Here is a 16,449-nt window from a genome sequence, read left to right as displayed (position 1 = left end):
CAGTGAAGTCATCGAACGACCAGGACATCACTTTTCGATTCCAGGGGCGCGGGCCTGGCCCACGTCCTGGAATGACGGGAAAGCTGTCTCTCGCGCAGGGGCAAAGCCATGAATCTCTCGAAGTTCTTTATCGACCGTCCGATTTTTGCCGGCGTGCTGTCGGTCCTGATTTTCCTCGCGGGCCTGATCTCGCTGTTCGCGATGCCGATCTCAGAATATCCGGACGTGGTGCCGCCCTCGGTGCTGGTGCGCGCGACCTATCCCGGCGCCAATCCAAAAGTGATCGCGGAGACGGTGGCGACCCCGATCGAGGAGCAGATCAACGGCGTCGAGGGCATGCTCTACATGTCGAGCCAGGCGACCACCGACGGCGCGATGACGCTGACGGTGACGTTCCGGCTCGGCACCGACCCTGACAAGGCGACGCAGCTGGTGCAGAACCGCGTGCAGCAGGCCGAGCCGCGCCTGCCCGCAGTGGTGCGACAGCTCGGCATCATCACCAAGAAGTCTTCGCCCGACCTCACCATGGTCGTGCATCTGCTGTCGCCGAACAACCGCTACGACATGACGTATTTGCGAAACTATGCGGTGCTCAACGTCAAGGACCGCCTGGCGCGGATCGACGGCGTCGGCGACGTCCAGCTCTACGGCGCCGGTGATTATTCGATGCGGGTCTGGGTCGATCCGCAGAAGGCCGCCGAGCATGGCCTGACCGCAAGCGATATCGTCAAGTCGATCCAGGCGCAGAACGTCGAGGCCGCCGCCGGCGTCGTCGGCTCCTCCCCCAACGTCAAGGGCATCGACCTGCAACTGTCGGTCAATGCGGAAGGACGGCTGGCCAACGAGGAGCAGTTCGGCGACATCGTGGTCAAGACCGGCACGCGCGGCGAAGTCGTGCGCCTGCGTGACGTCGCGCGCATCGAGCTTGGCGCCTCCGAATACGGCCTGCGCTCGCTGCTCGACAACAAGCAGGCCGTGGCGATCCCGATCTTCCAGGCGCCGGGCTCCAACGCGCTGGAGATTTCCGACCACGTTCGCGCCACCATGGCCGAGATCAAGAAGAACATGCCGGAAGGCGTGTCCTACCAGATCGTCTACGATCCCACCCAGTTCGTGCGCTCCTCGATCGAGGCCGTCATCCATACGCTGCTGGAGGCGATCGCGCTGGTGGTGCTGGTGGTGATCCTGTTCCTTCAGACCTGGCGAGCCTCGATCATTCCGCTGCTGGCCGTGCCCGTCTCGATCGTCGGCACCTTCGCGGTGATGCACGTTTTCGGCTTCTCCATCAACGCGCTCAGCCTGTTTGGCCTGGTGCTCGCGATCGGCATCGTCGTCGACGACGCCATCGTCGTGGTCGAGAACGTCGAGCGCAACATCGAGGGCGGGCTGTCGCCGCGCGACGCCACCTATCAGGCCATGCGCGAGGTGTCGGGGCCGATCATCGCGATCGCGATGGTGCTGATCGCGGTGTTCGTGCCGCTCGCCTTCATCTCCGGCCTCACCGGGCAGTTCTACAAGCAGTTCGCGCTGACGATCGCAATCTCGACCGTGATCTCCGCCGTCAACTCGCTGACGCTATCGCCGGCGCTGTCGGCCCTGCTGCTCAAGGGACACAACGAGCCGAAGGACCGGCTGACGCTGATCATGGAAAAGAGCCTCGGCTGGTTCTTCCGTGGCTTCAACAAGGCCTTTGCGCGCTCCTCCGAGAACTACAGCGGCACCGTCACGAAGGTAATCTCGGGCAAGGCTGCGGTGATGGGTCTCTATGTGGTTCTGGTCGGCCTCACGGCCTTCCTGTTCCAGCAGGTGCCGAGCGGCTTCGTACCCGGCCAGGACAAGCAATATCTGGTCGGCTTCTCCCGCCTGCCTGACGGTGCAACGCTCGACCGCACCGAGGAAGTGATCCGCAAGATGAGCGACGTGGCGCTGACCCAGCCCGGTGTCGAGAGCTCCGTGGCCTTCCCCGGCCTGTCGATCTCCGGCTTCACCAACTCGTCCAACGCCGGCATCGTATTCTCGACGTTGAAACCATTCGACGAGCGCAAGGGTCCGGCCCTGAGCGGCAATGCCATCGCGGCCGACCTCAACAAGAAATATGCCGGGATCCAGGAAGCCTTCATCGCCATGTTCCCGCCGCCGCCGGTCAACGGCCTCGGCACCATCGGCGGCTTCAAGCTCCAGATCGAGGACCGTGCCGGTCTCGGCTATGAGGCGCTGAACGAGGCGACGAAGGCGTTCATGGCGGCGATGCAGAAGGCGCCGGAGATCGCCGGCGTGTTCTCGAGCTTCCAGGTCAACGTGCCCCAGCTCTTTGCCGACATCGACCGCACCAAGGCGCTCCAGCTCGGCGTGCCCGTGACCGAGGTGTTCAACACGCTGCAGATTTACCTGGGGTCCTACTACGTCAACGACTTCAACAAGTTTGGCCGCACCTATTCGGTCTACGTCCAGGCCGATGCGCCGTTCCGCGCACGCGCCGACGACATCAGGCAGTTGAAGGTGCGCTCGTCCTCCGGCGACATGGTGCCGTTGTCGGCGCTGCTCAAGATCCGCCAGAGCGCGGGACCTGAGCGTGCGATCCGCTACAACGGTTTTCTGTCCTCCGATATCAACGCAGCGGCAGCTCCCGGATTCTCATCGGGCCAGGCGCAGGAGGCTGCGACGCGGATCGCCGCGGAGACGTTGCCGCCCGGTTTTGCCTTCGAATGGACCGACCTGACCTATCAGGAGTTCATCGCCGGCAATTCCGGCCTCTGGGTATTCCCGCTGGCGATCCTGCTGGTGTTCCTGGTGCTGGCCGCGCTCTACGAGAGCCTGACCCTGCCGCTCTCGATCATCATGATCGTGCCGATGGGGCTGCTGGCGGCGATGTTCGGCGTATGGATCTCCAAGGGTGACAACAACGTCTTCACGCAGATCGGCTTGATCGTGCTGGTGGGCCTCTCCGCCAAGAACGCCATCCTGATCGTCGAATTCGCGCGCGAGCTCGAATTCGCGGGGCGCACGCCGATCCGGGCCGCAATCGAGGCGAGCCGGCTGCGGCTGCGTCCGATCCTGATGACGTCGATGGCGTTCATCATGGGCGTGCTGCCGCTCGTGCTCTCGACTGGCGCCGGCTCGGAGATGCGGCGCGCCATGGGCGTCGCGGTGTTCTCCGGCATGATCGGCGTCACCGTGTTCGGCCTGTTCCTGACGCCGGTGTTCTATGTGCTGCTGCGGACCGTCACCGGCATGAAGCCGCTGGTGCATCATGGCAGCGACACCAGCGCGGCGCCGGTGCAGGGCCTGAATCACGAAGGCGCGGGTCACTAGATCAGGGAAAGGCCCGATATCAGCAACAGAACGAGCACGGTCTTGCGAAAGACCGTCTCGTTGACCCGGTGAAAGGCGAGGACGCCGAGCACGGAGCCCGCGAACAGCGCCGGCAGGCTGATCGCGAGGTCGACGAAGACCTTTGACGACAGATCCTGGTGCCCGACCAGCAGCGCGATCGCAAAGAGCTGCATCGCGGCGATGAACGGTTGCACCAGGCCACGCTGCTCGCTCTTGGGCATGCCGCGCATGTCGCACCAGATCGTGGGGATCGCACCGGCATCGCGGTCAAGCCGCCGACCAGCCCTCCCCCGAACCCGATCAACGCGACCCAGTGCCGGCCGACGGCCTCGCCGGCCGTCACCAGCGTCGGCCGCAGCAGCATGTAGGCCGCATAGAGCGCGACGATGATGCCGAAGCCGCGCCGGAGCAGGTGCGTGTCCGTGGATTGCAACAGCGAGACCGCGATGGGAACGCCGATCAATCCGCCGACGATCAGCAGCAGGCTGCCCTCCCAACGGATGCTGCGCCGAAGCGCCCACAGATTTGTGGCCTGCACGCCGATGCTGCACGCCATCATCAGCGGCACGGCCTCCAGCGGCTGAAACACGCGGAGCAGAATCGCGCCCGCCACGGCCGAGAATGCGAAGCCCGAGAGCCCCGAGACGAAGGCGCCGGCAAAGACGGCAACGCTCACCAAAATGCTGGTCGTGATGTCAGGCACGATGCGTTCTCCGGGTCAATCGTAGGGCGTCTGCGTCGCCGGGACGTCGGCACTCCCCGTGCAGAGCTCGGCATCATGCGAATTCAGGAGAGGCTGAGAGACGGGCCGCGCGTGCGAACGCTCCAGCATAGCCAGCCCGGCCAGTTGAAGCGTGACGAGTGCCGCCGTCAGCGCGACAGCGACGATATTGACGTTACGCGCGTTCGAACGTGGTACGGCCGGTCGCGCGCTCGCGCGGATCAACTCCGTTGGCATTTTCAAAAACATCCTCTTCGCTGCAGACAGGAATAATTTCATTCAAACGCGGCGATTCATGCGGCTGCCCCAGCAAGTGGCGGTAGCGCTGCAACGCGCGTTTCGCGTCGATCTCGCGCTGCGCGCGGAATGCCGCGCCGATGCGGGCGGCGATGTCGCGGAACTTGCCGGCCAGGCCAGTTGACGCCGTTCGCATGACAACCTCATCTCAACTTTTGTGCGAGATTGATTGGATTCACTTCCGCTTGTTGTGAGTTGCTTCACACGAAGCTCGAACGCGCCGAACAAGAAAACGCGTGATCTCTCGTAGAAGAGAACGCGGACAATCGCGTCATACGATCGAACGACCCCCGATAACTTTCTAATGATGCTGCTGCTTGAACCTATTGCGAGCTGGAGCGACTCGCTCGCGCCTTCGAGCGCGCGTCAGTGCACGAGCGGATTGGAGAATCCCGCTGCAAGCTTGACGAGGTCCGCCTGACGCGAAACGCCGGTTTTCGCGAACACCCGATGCAGATGCGTCTTCACCGTTGTCTCGGCGATGCCGAGCGCAACCGCCGTCTCCGGCACGCCGCCGACCTCGACGATCGATTGCAGGACCCTCAACTCCGCAGGGGTCAGCGCGAACGTGCGGTCGATGAGGCCGGCACATGAGCGGCCGTCGAGCTCCGCCTTCCAGATGAACAAGGCACCGACGGCCGAATTGCGCTCCGCCGCGCCTTCGCGCAACAACGAGGGCAGCGCGATGACGTGCGCGACGTAATATGCGCCGTCATGCGACATCAGCGGAATCTTGCGCGCCGCTGCCGCCGCCACGGCAACCTCCCCTGCGTCCCGGAAGATATCGCGCAGGGCCGAATTTGCCGAGGACTGTCTTGCGACCAACCGGCCCGCAACGGATCGCAGGAAATCGTCGGCGGCCAGGATCGTGTCCCCGGCCGGATTGCTGTGAACAATGTTGCAGGAAGCATCGAGCAGGATCACGCCGGCATTCAGCCGATCCACGACGTCGGCGAGCGCGATCGCGCGCTGCTGCTTGCGCTCGATCGCCCGGTTGATCAGCAACGCCCGGCTCGCATGCGGGACCAAAGACTGCATCCGCGCGCGCTGCTCGGCGTCGAGCATCTTCCTGCCCGGGATCACGGTCAGCAGCATCGGACACGGTGACTTCGACTGTTCCAGAACCACGTTGGCGACATCGACGCAGCCCTGGGGCCGCAGCCATTCCTGATAGAACCGCCCGCGGCGATATTCCTCGAAATTCACGAGATCGGGAATGTTGCGAACCTCGCCATAGCGAGGAAGCCGCGCAAGCGGATCGTGGCGGGCGTAGGTCTCGGCATAGAGCTGGATGTAGTGCGGATCGACCCCGCAGTAGTAATGCGTCGCACCTGACTTGCTAACCGGATCCTTCGAGATCAGCCCGCAGGCCTGGCTGCCGATGAACGCATTGAGCTTGACGACGACCTCGCTCCACAACTCAGGGTGGAGACCTGCGTCGTATATATTCTCGATCAGCTCGGACTGTTGGGGAGGTGGGGGCATCGGAACAGCCAATGGTGACTTGGAGACAGCGAAATGTTCTTGATGCCCGGCGGCCTCTGTGAGTCTATCGCGGGAGCAAAAGGTTCAACTTCGGCGGAGATTGATCGATCAGTTGACGAGCGGATTGGAAAATCCAGCCGCGAGCTTGACGAGATCGGCCTGTCGGGAAACCCCGGTCTTGGCGAACACCCGATGCAGATGCGTCTTCGCCGTGGTTTCCGCGATACCGAGCGCCGCCGCCGTTTCCGGCACGCCACCGACCTCGACGATCGACAGGAACACGCGCACCTCGGCCGGCGTGAGATCGAACGTCCGTGCGATCAATTCGCCATAGGACTGCCCGCCGAGCGACACCTTGCGCAGCAGCAGCGCACCGGCGGCATCGACGACCCGCTCGTTGCCATTGCGCAGCACGGATGACAACGGCAGGATATGCGCGACGTAGCGCTCCCCGCTCGGCGACAGCAGGGGAATCGCATGGCCCCTTGCGGCAAGCAGGGCAATTTCGCTGCGGGTCACAAACGCCTCGCGCAGCGTCTGATTGGCCTCCGGGCTGGAGGTCACGAGCTGCCCGGCAACGGTTCGGACCACGTCGTCGGCGGCGAGCAAGGCATGGCCCGCCGAATTCGCATGCACCACCCGGCAGCAGGCATCGAGCAGGAAAATGCCCGACGCAAGGTTGTCCAGAACATCCGCCAATGCCGTCGCCAGTGTCAATTGCGAAGTCATGGCGCGGTTGATCAGCAGCGCGCGGCTGGCATGCGGCACGATCAGCGAGAGGCGATGCTTCATGGCCGGATCCACCATGCGCCGGCCCGACAGCACCGTCATCATCACGGGGCAGCTCGCATTCGATTTCTCGAGCACGACGTTGGCCGCATCGCTGCAGCCCTGCGGCTGCATCCATTCCTGGTAAAAGCGCCCTCTCCTATATTCGTCGAAATTGACGAGATCCGGGATGCTGACGATCTCGCCATGCGGCGGCAGCACCGTCAGCGGGTCGAACTTCGAATGGGTCTCGGAATAGAGCTGGATGTAGTGCGGGTCCGCGCCACAATAATAATGGGTGACGCCGAATTTGCTGATCGAATCCTTGGAAAACAGCCCGCAGGCCTGTCCACCGACGAAGTCGCGGATGCCGGCGACGACGTTATTCCACAGCGCTGGATCGAGGCCGGCGTCATAAATGGACTCGACCAGTTCGGGTAGTTTCCGAGCTTCGTGCATGGCTTGAAATGGCCTGAGTGATCAATATCACCAAACTACCACAACCACAGCATGCGGCGTCCTCCGATCGGAGGAGGCGCCGGCCGGGCAGATGGCGCCCGGCCGGCGGGCATCGTGTTCAGGCCGCCAGGGCTGATGCCGGCTCAGAACGCGACGCGAACGCCGCCCTTCGCCGTGCCGGTGCGGCTCTGGTCGGACATCATCATGCCCTCGACCGCGCCGAACACGGACACGTTGCGGCTGGTGCGGTAGTCGAAGCCGAAGCCCGCGACGGCGCCGACGGTGCTGCGGCTGCCGGGCGTGACGAAGGACAGGTTCTGGCCGAGCAACACCGTGTTGATATTGGCGTCGCCGACGCGCTGAAGCGCGATGACGCCGCCGTGGATGTTGGCCTTGAGCTCGCCGCCGGTGAGGCTCGTGACCCGGGAGAGATCGACCTCGCCGCGCTCCTCGAAATCCTGGAGCGTGCGACCGCCGACCGAGAGCCCTTGCGCCGAACCGGTCTCGCTGTAGCCGTCGAACCAGCCCGCGACGTAGCGCAGCCGCCCTGTCGGCGTGAGCAGATAGCCGTTGCCGATCTCGAGCCTGTAGCCGTAGGCGATCTCCGGGCTGACATACCAGCCGCTGTAGGTCGCCCTCGCCGTCTCCATGCCGCCGACAACCGCGTTGTTCAGCACCAGGCGGCGCGATCTGTTGTCGGCATTGCCGCCCTGGAAGGTGAAGTCGAAGAACTGCGAGGCCCATTCGAACCGGCCATAGGCACCCGCGAACACGTAGCTGGTGTCGACCGACTGCGAGTTGAGATCGACCGAGAGACCGCTCTGCCCGCCGCCGAGAAAGGCGCCGACCAGCCAATTCGGCTGCACTTTGCGATCGATTCCGATCGCCCCGCCCCACGCTATCGAGGTTGCACGCAGCGTCGAGGCCGTCTCGTCCTGAATGCGCTGGCCGCCAAAGCTGTTGACCCAAACCGTGATCGGTGCCGGATCAGTCCAGAGGCTGCGCGGCGCCTTGGTGAAGGGACCAGCCTGCGCCGTCTCCGGCGCATAGGCCATCGCCATCATGTTGCTGCCGGCCGCGCCACTGCCGCCGTCCAGGCGTCCCTGCACCAGCGAGGACACCCCTCCTGTGAAATCCATCAGCGTGCGGTCCGTTTGCGCGAGTGCGGTGGCATCGAGAGTCGCCAGCGTGCCACCGGCAAAGACCGACGGGCCGTTGAAGCTTCCGCCCGAGACATTGGTGTTGATGGTGCCGTTGAAGTTGACGAAGGTCGGCAGCTGGATGCTCGTCAGCGACGACACCCGGCTGCTCAGCGGGATGAAGTTGAGGTTCACGACATCGTTGCCGAAGCCGAAATCGACCACGCCGTTGATCTTCGAGCCCGGCAGCAACGTTAGCGTGTCGGCCCTGTTGGAGAGCTGAATCGCGACCCCGCCGGTGCCGGTGATCGTGCCCGAGTTCGTGACGTTTGATCCGTCGGTCGAGGTAATACCGCGCCTGGCGATGATGGTGCCGGAATTGTTGACTGTCGCCTGCGTCGTCAGGATGCCGTCGCCGTTGACGGTGGAGGCTTGAAGGAGGCCGGTGTTGGTCACGTTCGCCGTAACGGCATTGACGGCTGCGCCCTTCCCGATGATCGTTCCGGAATTGTTGACGTTGCCGAAGTTCGCATTGACACCGCGATCCGCCATCACGGTTCCAGAATTGTCGAGGTTCACGGTAACGCCGCTCAAGCCGAATCCGAGCGTCGTCGAAATAAGCCCGGTGTTAGTCGCGTTGACGGTGCTGGCAAAGATCACCGTAGATCCGCTGGACATTGTCCCGCTGTTCACCACGTTTGCGGTCTGGTTGGCGCTGATGGCGTTGAAGATCCCCGTGATCGTACCGCTGTTGCGGACGGTTGCGTTGCCAGAATCGGCGACAATGGCAACACCAGAGCTGCCGTCGGCTGTGATGGTCCCGGCATTGTCGATGACCGCGGACGTCCCGGCAAAGACCGCCGCATCATGCGCGATCACCGTGCCGCCGGCGAGGTTTGTCAGCTTGACGTTTGCACCATCGATACCGGACGAACCGCCTTGAATGGTCCCGGAGTTGGTGACGTCGGCGAGGTTGCTGGCGGAGATCACGGCTGCCAGCGACGTGGTCGTACGGATCAGTCCGGCGTTGTTGATCGTGATATTGCCCTTCCCGGTCGCCGGGTTCGCGTTCGTCGCGATGGTGTCGGCGCCTGCGGAAATCGTGCCGGATGCCGTATTGATCAGGTTGATATCGCCGGTTCGCGACACGATCGCGTTGCCGGTCGATTGGATCAGGCCCGCATTGCCAACGGAGACAGCTTCGTCCGCGATCACGGCGCTCGCGCCACTGACGGTACCGGAAGCAAAGTTCGACAGGTTGATGTTTCCGGCCGCTATGCCGGCTTCGTGGCCGGAAATCGTGCCGGAATTGTTCACCGTCGCCAGACGATCGGAGAAGATCGCGACGCCCGACGTCCGCGTCTGCGTGATCAGGCCTGAGCTGAGGTTGGTGATGGTTGCATTGCCACTGGTGTCGATGGCCCTGTCCTCGCCCCTGATCGTGCCAGCATTGCTGAGAACGATTGTCGTCGGCGTAATCGCGTTGAAGCCGGCAATCGTCGCCCCGACCAGGTTGGTGATCGTCATATCGCCGCCGGTAATACCCGCGGCATTCGATCCACTGATCGTGCCCGCGTTGATGAAAACGCTGTTGAAGCCAACCTTGAAACCAAAGTTGCTTCCCTGGACCGTCACGCCCGTGCGGATGTCGTAGGAATTGTTGTCGTCGTTGCTGGTACCGTAGCCCGTGCCGCCGCCCTGCTGGGTGTCGGTATCGCTTGCGCACACCACCGTCGCGTTGCTGACCGGCGCGGTTGGCGTACAAGCCGCCATGGCGGGCTCGCTGATGAACACTGGGATGACCAGTGCGGCCAGCGGCAAAAACCGTAGCGATCGCCACGCCAAACGCCATCGCGCAATACGGTCCACACCCGTCACAATCATTTTCGGTCCCTCGGCGCACAGCCTCATTGCCAGCGGCCTCCTTCGACTGGAGGACGCCAGCTCATGCGAATTTGGATTCGCTGAACACCAAGGTAGAAAAGGGCGCCGCTTCCGACTTGGACGGAGGCGACCGGGTCTTCGCCTCAAACGAACCGATGCCCTTTCGTGCCGCACTGATGCAGAGTTGCGACACCATCCCCCGAACGGATTACGCGTGGTCCCAGCCGACCTTCGCCGCGTTCTCCGACCAGACGGCGGCGCGATAGATCTCGCGCCCGCCGTTGTCCCTGACGCGGATCCAGGCATCGCGATCGCGCAGGTCGTCACGCCAGACGAACAGATGTCGCGCCATCTCGTCGGCCACGACGAACGTGGCCTTGGGCTGCTCGAAGACCATGCCGCCCGGATCGATCTTCACGACATTGTCGACCAGGAGATCAAAGAAGAAACGGCGCATTCAACACTCCAACTGCCGGCGCCGCCGCGCCCGCGCGTCTACGATCGGGGTCATCTCAAATCCTTCCTGATTGAAACCGACGGTTTGCTGGAATTCAGTCGCCCGCGTTCACAGAGCTTCGCCGCTCCTGACGCCGCTTGGCGTCGCGCCATAGGCCCGCCGGAAACAGCGGTTGAAATAAGAGAGATCGCCGAAGCCGACGTCGTAGGCGATCGAGCTCACCGGCCGCCCGGCGAAATCGGGCTCGCGCAGCATGCGATGGGCGCGCTTGAGACGCTGCTCGGTCAGGAAGGACGAGAACGTCTTTCCGTCGGCTTCGAACAGACGCTGAAGATAGCGCGTGGTCACACCGAACTCCTGCGCCACGGTCGCGACCGACAGCTCCTGCTGCCAGCAATGGTTGACGATGAAGGATTTCACCTTGCGCAGCCGCGCGGCCCTGACGCCGCGCCGCCCGGCCAGCTCGTGAACCTCATCGGTCGCGCCGAGAACGCGCGCCATCAGATCATGGATATGCGCAACGCCAAGCTGGCGCAGCACGGGCACCGCGAACGCGCGCTCCCGCAGCAGGGACGTCGCATAATCGACCAGCAACCGAAGTCCGGCGGCATGCTCCGGGATGATGCGCATCACGGCATCGTCGATATCCACGATCAGGGGTGCCAGCACCCGCCGCGGCACACGTATCGACAGACAATTCCCAAGCGAGAGACGCTCGTAGATCGTCACGTCCTCCGCGCTCGTCAGCACCGCGTCACCAGGATGCAGCCGCAGATCCCGTCCTCGCGCAGACACTTCGACGATGCCGGATCGGTTGACCATCAGGCCAAGGCTGTCGTTCCCGTCGATGACCAGTTGCTTGGTGCGGATGACGCGCGCTCCGATCAGCCCGCCGATCACCAATTGAGCATCCGGCGAACTATGGGACGTGAGATTCGCCGCGAACGGCTTTTCGTCCGTCGCCTCGACCTCCGATTTCAGCACGCCGCGGCAGTAGAATTCGCGCAGCAGCGGCACGCGCTCGTCTTCGGGAATGTGGTCCGTTGAAACATTATGAATGGAAAATTCGTCCTTGCCGCTCACTGCAATCTCTCCAACCGATGAACAGGATCGGCCACGCGTTGCTGTCTCTCCGCACCCGCGTCCGGTGCCGGCGCGCATTGTTCAGTGGCGCACGCTGCCCTTCTCATTCCAGGTGGCGCCATATACGAAAGTCTCAAACGACATGCGTCCTACGTTCGGAGGACCTGACGATCCCGCTCATCACAATGGATTGAGATTGCATCGTCCGACGGCGCGCGCTGTGAAATGAATCACACGTCGGCGTCGTCGCTGCTCGTCCGCCGTGCAAACGGCGCCGTGAATCCGGCGGCGATCTTCACGAGATCCGCCTGCCTGCCGGCTCCCGTTTTCTCGAACAGGCGGCCGAGATGCGTCTTCACCGTCGTCTCGGCAATGCCGAGCTTTGCCGCAATATCAGGGACGCCGCCGATCTCGACGATCGCCATCAGCACGCGCAATTCCGACGGCGTCAGCCGAAAAGCCGAGGCGATCGCGTCGGGCACGAGCGACGGCAGCATCGCCGCCCTCTGAACGAGGAGGACCGTGGCCGCGACATCGCGCGGCAGATTGCGCTCCCGCTTCAAAGGAAGGGCGTGGATGAGATAGTGTTGTCCATCGGCCGACGTCGCGAGTTCGATCCGGCGGCGACCGCTCGAATGAGCTCCAGAATCCGAGACGATTTCAAACAGGCCGCGGAATATTTTGTCGGTCTGGGTGTTACGGGCGACGATTCTGTCGCCGACCATTGCGAGCAGATTGGCATCGACGAACAACTGCCGGCACGCCGCGTTGGCGTGGACGACCCGGCCGTCTGCGTCGAGCAGGCAGATCGCCGTGCTGAGACCGTCCAGGACCTCGGCAAGGTCGTCCACGGTATGCGAGCGCGCCCGGATCTGCCGGCCCATGATCCTGGAACGCTGGATGTGGGGCGCGAGCAGCCGCATGCGCTCGCGCATCGCGTCATCGACGGTCCCACGCGATCGGTGACGCAACACCTGCAGGACCGTGGTGCGCGTGTCCGACCTTTCGAGCGTGACGGTTGCGAGATCGATCGCGCCCTGCGGCTCGACCCACTCGCGATAGAAGCTCGTCGCCACGAAATCCGCATGAGGCATGACATCGGTCACGCCGATGGTCTGCTCGGCAGCGATAGCGAGGTGGCGATCAAGCAGAGGATCCTGCTCGACATATCTGTCGCGATAGAGCTGGCGGAAGCGGGATTCGGTGCCAAAATGCTGGTGAATCTCGATCGAAAGCCTCGATGCATCGCGGGACAGGATGGTCGCGGCACATCCGCCGACAAAATATGAAACCTGCTCCAGCGCGCCGCTGCGCAGTGCAGGATCGGCCGCGGCATCGTAGATCTCTCCGACGAGCGACGAAAATCGATTTGCCTGGAGGATCGTCATCGCAGCGACGACGCGATCGGCGCGCTGCCCCGGCGGCAAAGGGGGCTCGCGCATTGAAAATCGGTGGAGGCGACAGACCGGTCGACCGTCGCCTTCGACGAGGAAAAAGCAGTGCAGCGAAATGCTGGAATATCGAACATCGTCCTTGCGTAACGTCAACCGCAGGGTGCGGCTTGGACGTTTTCGCCAAAGACTAGGATAAATACGAACAGCGCGCGGACTGTGTGCGTTGTATCACGCGCTCGCGCGCCGCCGGCAGATTTTGTTGCCACCAGTTCCCGCCGGCATCACCGTGGGCGTCGGCCATCTACTTCCGGTTCTCCTCGCAGAACTTCAGCGCGGCGAGCGCCTCGCCGGCGCGCGGGATCTGCATCTCGATGCTGTCCTCGTCATCGTCCTCGAAATCGAGCGAGAGACGCCGGGCCTTGGACAGCCGGTCCATGATCGACTGGTCGTATTCGAAGATGCCGCGCACGGTGGTCTTGTCCATGACCTCCCACTTCGCCTTCTTCATGATGTCGGCGTCGTCGGTGCCGACGTCGGCCCGGAGGATCTCGCCGACCTTGTCCCACTCCCAACCGTCATAGATCATCACGATCACGATGGCCTTTTCGGAATAGGTGATCACGATGACGTAGTCGCGGTTCTCGTCTTCCTTGTCCTTGTAGCCGCGGCTTGCATTGCAATGCGTATCCTGCGTGCGCTTCTCGATGGTCCAGTCGCCGACCCTGGATTGCTGCGCGAGCACCGGCCTGGTGCTCGAGACGGCTGCACCCAGGGCGCCCGCGGTCAGCAAAGCGGCAAGAAGGAATCGTTTCATGTCAGCCTCCAGCGTGTTCCCCGCACGGAGATGACCACCTCTCCCGGCGGCCCGCAAGAGCTTGAGACGGTGCCGGCCTTACACCCGCCGCGGAACGATCGCGATCGGGGTGAAGGTGTAAACTTCCTCGCCGTTCTGGTTGAACATCGTCCATTTCACCAGCGCTATGCCCTGCGGCTTCGACTTCGACGGCGTCAGGCTCATGACCTCGCCGACCAGATGCACACGGTCATTGGGCCGCACCGGGATGGTCCAGCGCAGGCCGTCGACGCCCGCGCCGATCAGCGGGTGCGGACCGAACGGGCGGGCCTGGATCGCAAGGTTCATGGCGATTGCGGCGGTGTGCCATCCCGACGCAGCCAGGCCGTTGAACAGGGTCTGCTTGGCGGCCTCGTGGTCGAGATGCATCGGTTGCGGATCGAATTCGGCTGCAAAGCGCTTGATGTCAGCTTCGGTGACCTGCACCTCGGGGGATTTGAACCGCATTCCGATGGTGAGATCGTCGAACCACTCGACCTGCGCCATGATTTTGCCTCGCAATCTGACGTGCCGCCCGCCGGAGAGGCGCGGCTGAAGGACTGAGGAGGAGCGGATTTAGCGGGTCTGCGGCGCACAAACCAGCCCCCGGTTCCCCGCGAAACCCGTTTCCGAAAACGACGAAACACGCCTGAAACAGATGGCCGGTTATCTAGTTGTCAAAATCATACAGGGACGGCCACCATGCAATTCTTCCTCGACCTCATCCGGGAATATTCTTGCTGCCAGAGCCTCGTCTCCCAGTCACTACGGGGGGATGAGCTATGATCGAGCTGATCTCAGCCCTGCTCGCCCTTTGCAGCGTCGGTGTCTTCGCGGCGCATGCGCTGGACGCCTATCGCACCACGCACTCCTGATCGGAAGTCTTCGCAGGAGTTCGGTTCACCTCCCCGAAGGGAGAGGTGAACCAAGGCGTGCCCGTATGCTCCGGCCCTAGAACGGGCGCCGATAGAAGTGCTCCGAATGCGTTGCCGGCGGAAACCGGTTGGCGAGCGCGATTGCTGCGTTCTCGTCGGTCTCGAGCGCGATCTTCTGCGCCAGCATCACGTCGCCGGGCACGAGAAAGCCTGACGGGACGAAGCACCATCCCATCATCGCATGTCCTTCGTCGTCGATTTCATGAACATTGGCGGCCGTGCCGTAGTGGATGCGATACGTCTTGCCGGTATCGCAGCCGATGACATCGAAATACCGATGCTGCTCGAATTGAGCGCGCTGCGCCGGCGACAGCCAGTCGGCCAAAAGCCGGCGGCCGCGGGCATCCGGCGTGTTCTCGCCGAAGAAGCGCCGATAGAGTTCGCGCAGCGCATGCAGACGCGCACGCGCCGGCGCACGGAGCCAAACTGCCGCGATCATGAGCAGCTCAGATCAACCGCCGACCAGGCGGGGATAGAACAGTGTTTCCTGCGCGGTCGGATCGAATGACTTGATACGGGTGACTTCACCGGGGCCGGTTCGATAGGCGGCGGTGAAGCCGGCTCCGGTCAGCTCACGAAAGCGCTGTTCGGCTCGCGCCAGCGCTTCGGCATTGCCAGGATCAAACTCGTGGCGCGTATCGCCAGTCTGGTCCATCACGATCTGGGTTGCCATCTTGAGTCTCCTCATGCCCAGCCCCGAACCTGATCAAAGCAAACCTCGTGCCCTCAGTTCCTGATGGCAACAACTTTCTCGTGCTGCCGCATCACGCCTTGCTGAACCGATTAACGCGAGGCCGCCGCCCCACCGCCCTCGTCGATCTGCCGTCCCATCAGGGCGATTGCCTTCTGATAGACGCCGGCGGCATTCCAGGCCTCGATCGCGGCAAAATTCGGCTCGCCCGGCTGGTAACCGGCTCCTGCGCGCCAGCCATGCGCTTTCAGGAAATTCGCCGTCGAGTTCAGCGCATTGGCCGCAACCTCGAGATTGCCGGTACCATAGGCCAGGATGTTCTTGGGCATGAACTGGGTCTGGCCGACCTCGCCATGCATGGAGCCGCGGGTCGCCCCCGACAGCGTGCCGCGGTCGATCAGCTTGAGGGCGGCGTAAAGCTGGTCGGTGAAGAATTCGGGACGGCGGCAGTCATAGGCAAGGGTCGCGATCGACGACAGCATGTTCTGGTTGCCACGCTGGCTGCCAAATCCGGTCTCCATGCCCCAGATCGCGATCAGCGGCCCGGGCGGGACGCCGTAGCGCTGCTGGATCGAGGCGAACAAGGCGGCCTGCGACTGCTTGAGCTGCCGCCCCTTGGCGACGATGGTGGTGGCGCCGCGCTTGGCGAGGAACTGGTCGAGCGTCAGCGAAAAACTGCGCTGCCCGCGGTCGGCTGCGATCGTGGCACTGGCGTAATTGGTCTGCATCAGAGCCGAGAGCGCGGTCTGGCCGACGCCCTTGCCCTGCGCCTCCGCGCTGAACTCGCGCTTCCAGGCCTCAAAACCCGCCGGCGAGCTGCCGCATTGCGCAGCCTCGGCCATGGATATCAGCGACATGGGCGCCAGCGAGAGAAGCAGCGCGGCAGCGCCAATCATGGCCGTCGCAACGGTCCTGCCCTTGGTCATTCCTTGGTCCTCTCGCTTAAAGGTGCGCGACCGGCTCGCGCGGGC

13 protein-coding genes and 1 pseudogene are annotated in these 16,449 nt (G+C 63.4%); 1 reads left to right on the top strand and 13 read right to left on the bottom strand.

The window, feature by feature from the left end:
• The first annotated feature begins 108 nt into the window (after window positions 1–108).
• Window positions 109–3,312 carry an efflux RND transporter permease subunit gene (locus tag NLM25_RS19875; protein ID WP_254138068.1) on the top strand — a complete coding sequence of 1,068 codons (3,204 nt, stop codon included), beginning with the start codon at window positions 109–111 and terminating at the stop codon, window positions 3,310–3,312.
• Here NLM25_RS19875 and NLM25_RS19870 read toward each other — a convergent pair.
• The 13 genes and pseudogenes from NLM25_RS19870 to NLM25_RS19810 form a co-directional block, all read right to left on the bottom strand.
• Window positions 3,309–4,036 (bottom strand): annotated as a pseudogene (locus tag NLM25_RS19870) (sulfite exporter TauE/SafE family protein). The gene NLM25_RS19875 and the pseudogene NLM25_RS19870 overlap by 4 nt on opposite strands.
• 193 nt (window positions 4,037–4,229) lie before the next feature.
• Entirely contained in the window at window positions 4,230–4,487 is a 258-nt protein-coding gene (locus NLM25_RS19865; protein ID WP_254138067.1) for a hypothetical protein, read from the bottom strand.
• Window positions 4,488–4,717: 230 nt separating this feature from the next.
• Entirely contained in the window at window positions 4,718–5,836 is a 1,119-nt protein-coding gene (locus NLM25_RS19860) for a helix-turn-helix transcriptional regulator (protein WP_254138066.1), read from the bottom strand.
• A 108-nt stretch (window positions 5,837–5,944) separates the two neighbouring features.
• Window positions 5,945–7,063 carry a helix-turn-helix transcriptional regulator gene (locus NLM25_RS19855; RefSeq protein ID WP_254138065.1) on the bottom strand — a complete coding sequence of 373 codons (1,119 nt, stop codon included), beginning with the start codon at window positions 7,061–7,063 and terminating at the stop codon, window positions 5,945–5,947.
• Between the two features lie 143 nt (window positions 7,064–7,206).
• Entirely contained in the window at window positions 7,207–9,975 is a 2,769-nt protein-coding gene (locus tag NLM25_RS19850) for an autotransporter domain-containing protein (RefSeq protein WP_254138064.1), read from the bottom strand.
• A 319-nt stretch (window positions 9,976–10,294) separates the two neighbouring features.
• Entirely contained in the window at window positions 10,295–10,543 is a 249-nt protein-coding gene (locus NLM25_RS19845) for a DUF6894 family protein (protein WP_254138063.1), read from the bottom strand.
• Between the two features lie 108 nt (window positions 10,544–10,651).
• Window positions 10,652–11,626: an AraC family transcriptional regulator gene (locus NLM25_RS19840; RefSeq protein ID WP_254138062.1), complete on the bottom strand. Its 975-nt coding sequence runs from the start codon at window positions 11,624–11,626 to the stop codon at window positions 10,652–10,654.
• A 230-nt stretch (window positions 11,627–11,856) separates the two neighbouring features.
• Window positions 11,857–13,014, bottom strand: coding sequence for a LuxR C-terminal-related transcriptional regulator (locus tag NLM25_RS19835; protein ID WP_254141222.1), 1,158 nt, complete (start codon window positions 13,012–13,014; stop codon window positions 11,857–11,859).
• Between the two features lie 307 nt (window positions 13,015–13,321).
• Window positions 13,322–13,834, bottom strand: a complete 513-nt coding sequence (locus NLM25_RS19830) for a hypothetical protein (protein ID WP_254118518.1) — start codon at window positions 13,832–13,834, stop codon at window positions 13,322–13,324.
• Between the two features lie 78 nt (window positions 13,835–13,912).
• Complete coding sequence (locus NLM25_RS19825; protein WP_254138061.1) at window positions 13,913–14,359, bottom strand: MaoC family dehydratase; 447 nt, start codon at window positions 14,357–14,359, stop codon at window positions 13,913–13,915.
• A gap of 444 nt (window positions 14,360–14,803) precedes the next feature.
• The gene (locus NLM25_RS19820) at window positions 14,804–15,226 is read right to left on the bottom strand and encodes a hypothetical protein (RefSeq protein WP_254118516.1); all 423 of its coding nucleotides are present in this window, start codon (window positions 15,224–15,226) and stop codon (window positions 14,804–14,806) included.
• A gap of 12 nt (window positions 15,227–15,238) precedes the next feature.
• Window positions 15,239–15,460 carry a hypothetical protein gene (locus tag NLM25_RS19815; RefSeq protein ID WP_211409289.1) on the bottom strand — a complete coding sequence of 74 codons (222 nt, stop codon included), beginning with the start codon at window positions 15,458–15,460 and terminating at the stop codon, window positions 15,239–15,241.
• Window positions 15,461–15,570: 110 nt separating this feature from the next.
• On the bottom strand, window positions 15,571–16,404 hold the full coding sequence (locus tag NLM25_RS19810) for a lytic transglycosylase domain-containing protein (RefSeq protein WP_254118515.1): 834 nt from the start codon (window positions 16,402–16,404) through the stop codon (window positions 15,571–15,573).
• Window positions 16,405–16,449 lie beyond the last annotated feature (45 nt).

Origin of the sequence: Bradyrhizobium sp. CCGB01, from assembly GCF_024199795.1 — a bacterium.
In the GTDB taxonomy this organism is placed as follows: domain Bacteria; phylum Pseudomonadota; class Alphaproteobacteria; order Rhizobiales; family Xanthobacteraceae; genus Bradyrhizobium.
Note: the sequence above shows the minus strand (reverse complement) of the source record. Positions and strands in the feature narration are given on the sequence as shown.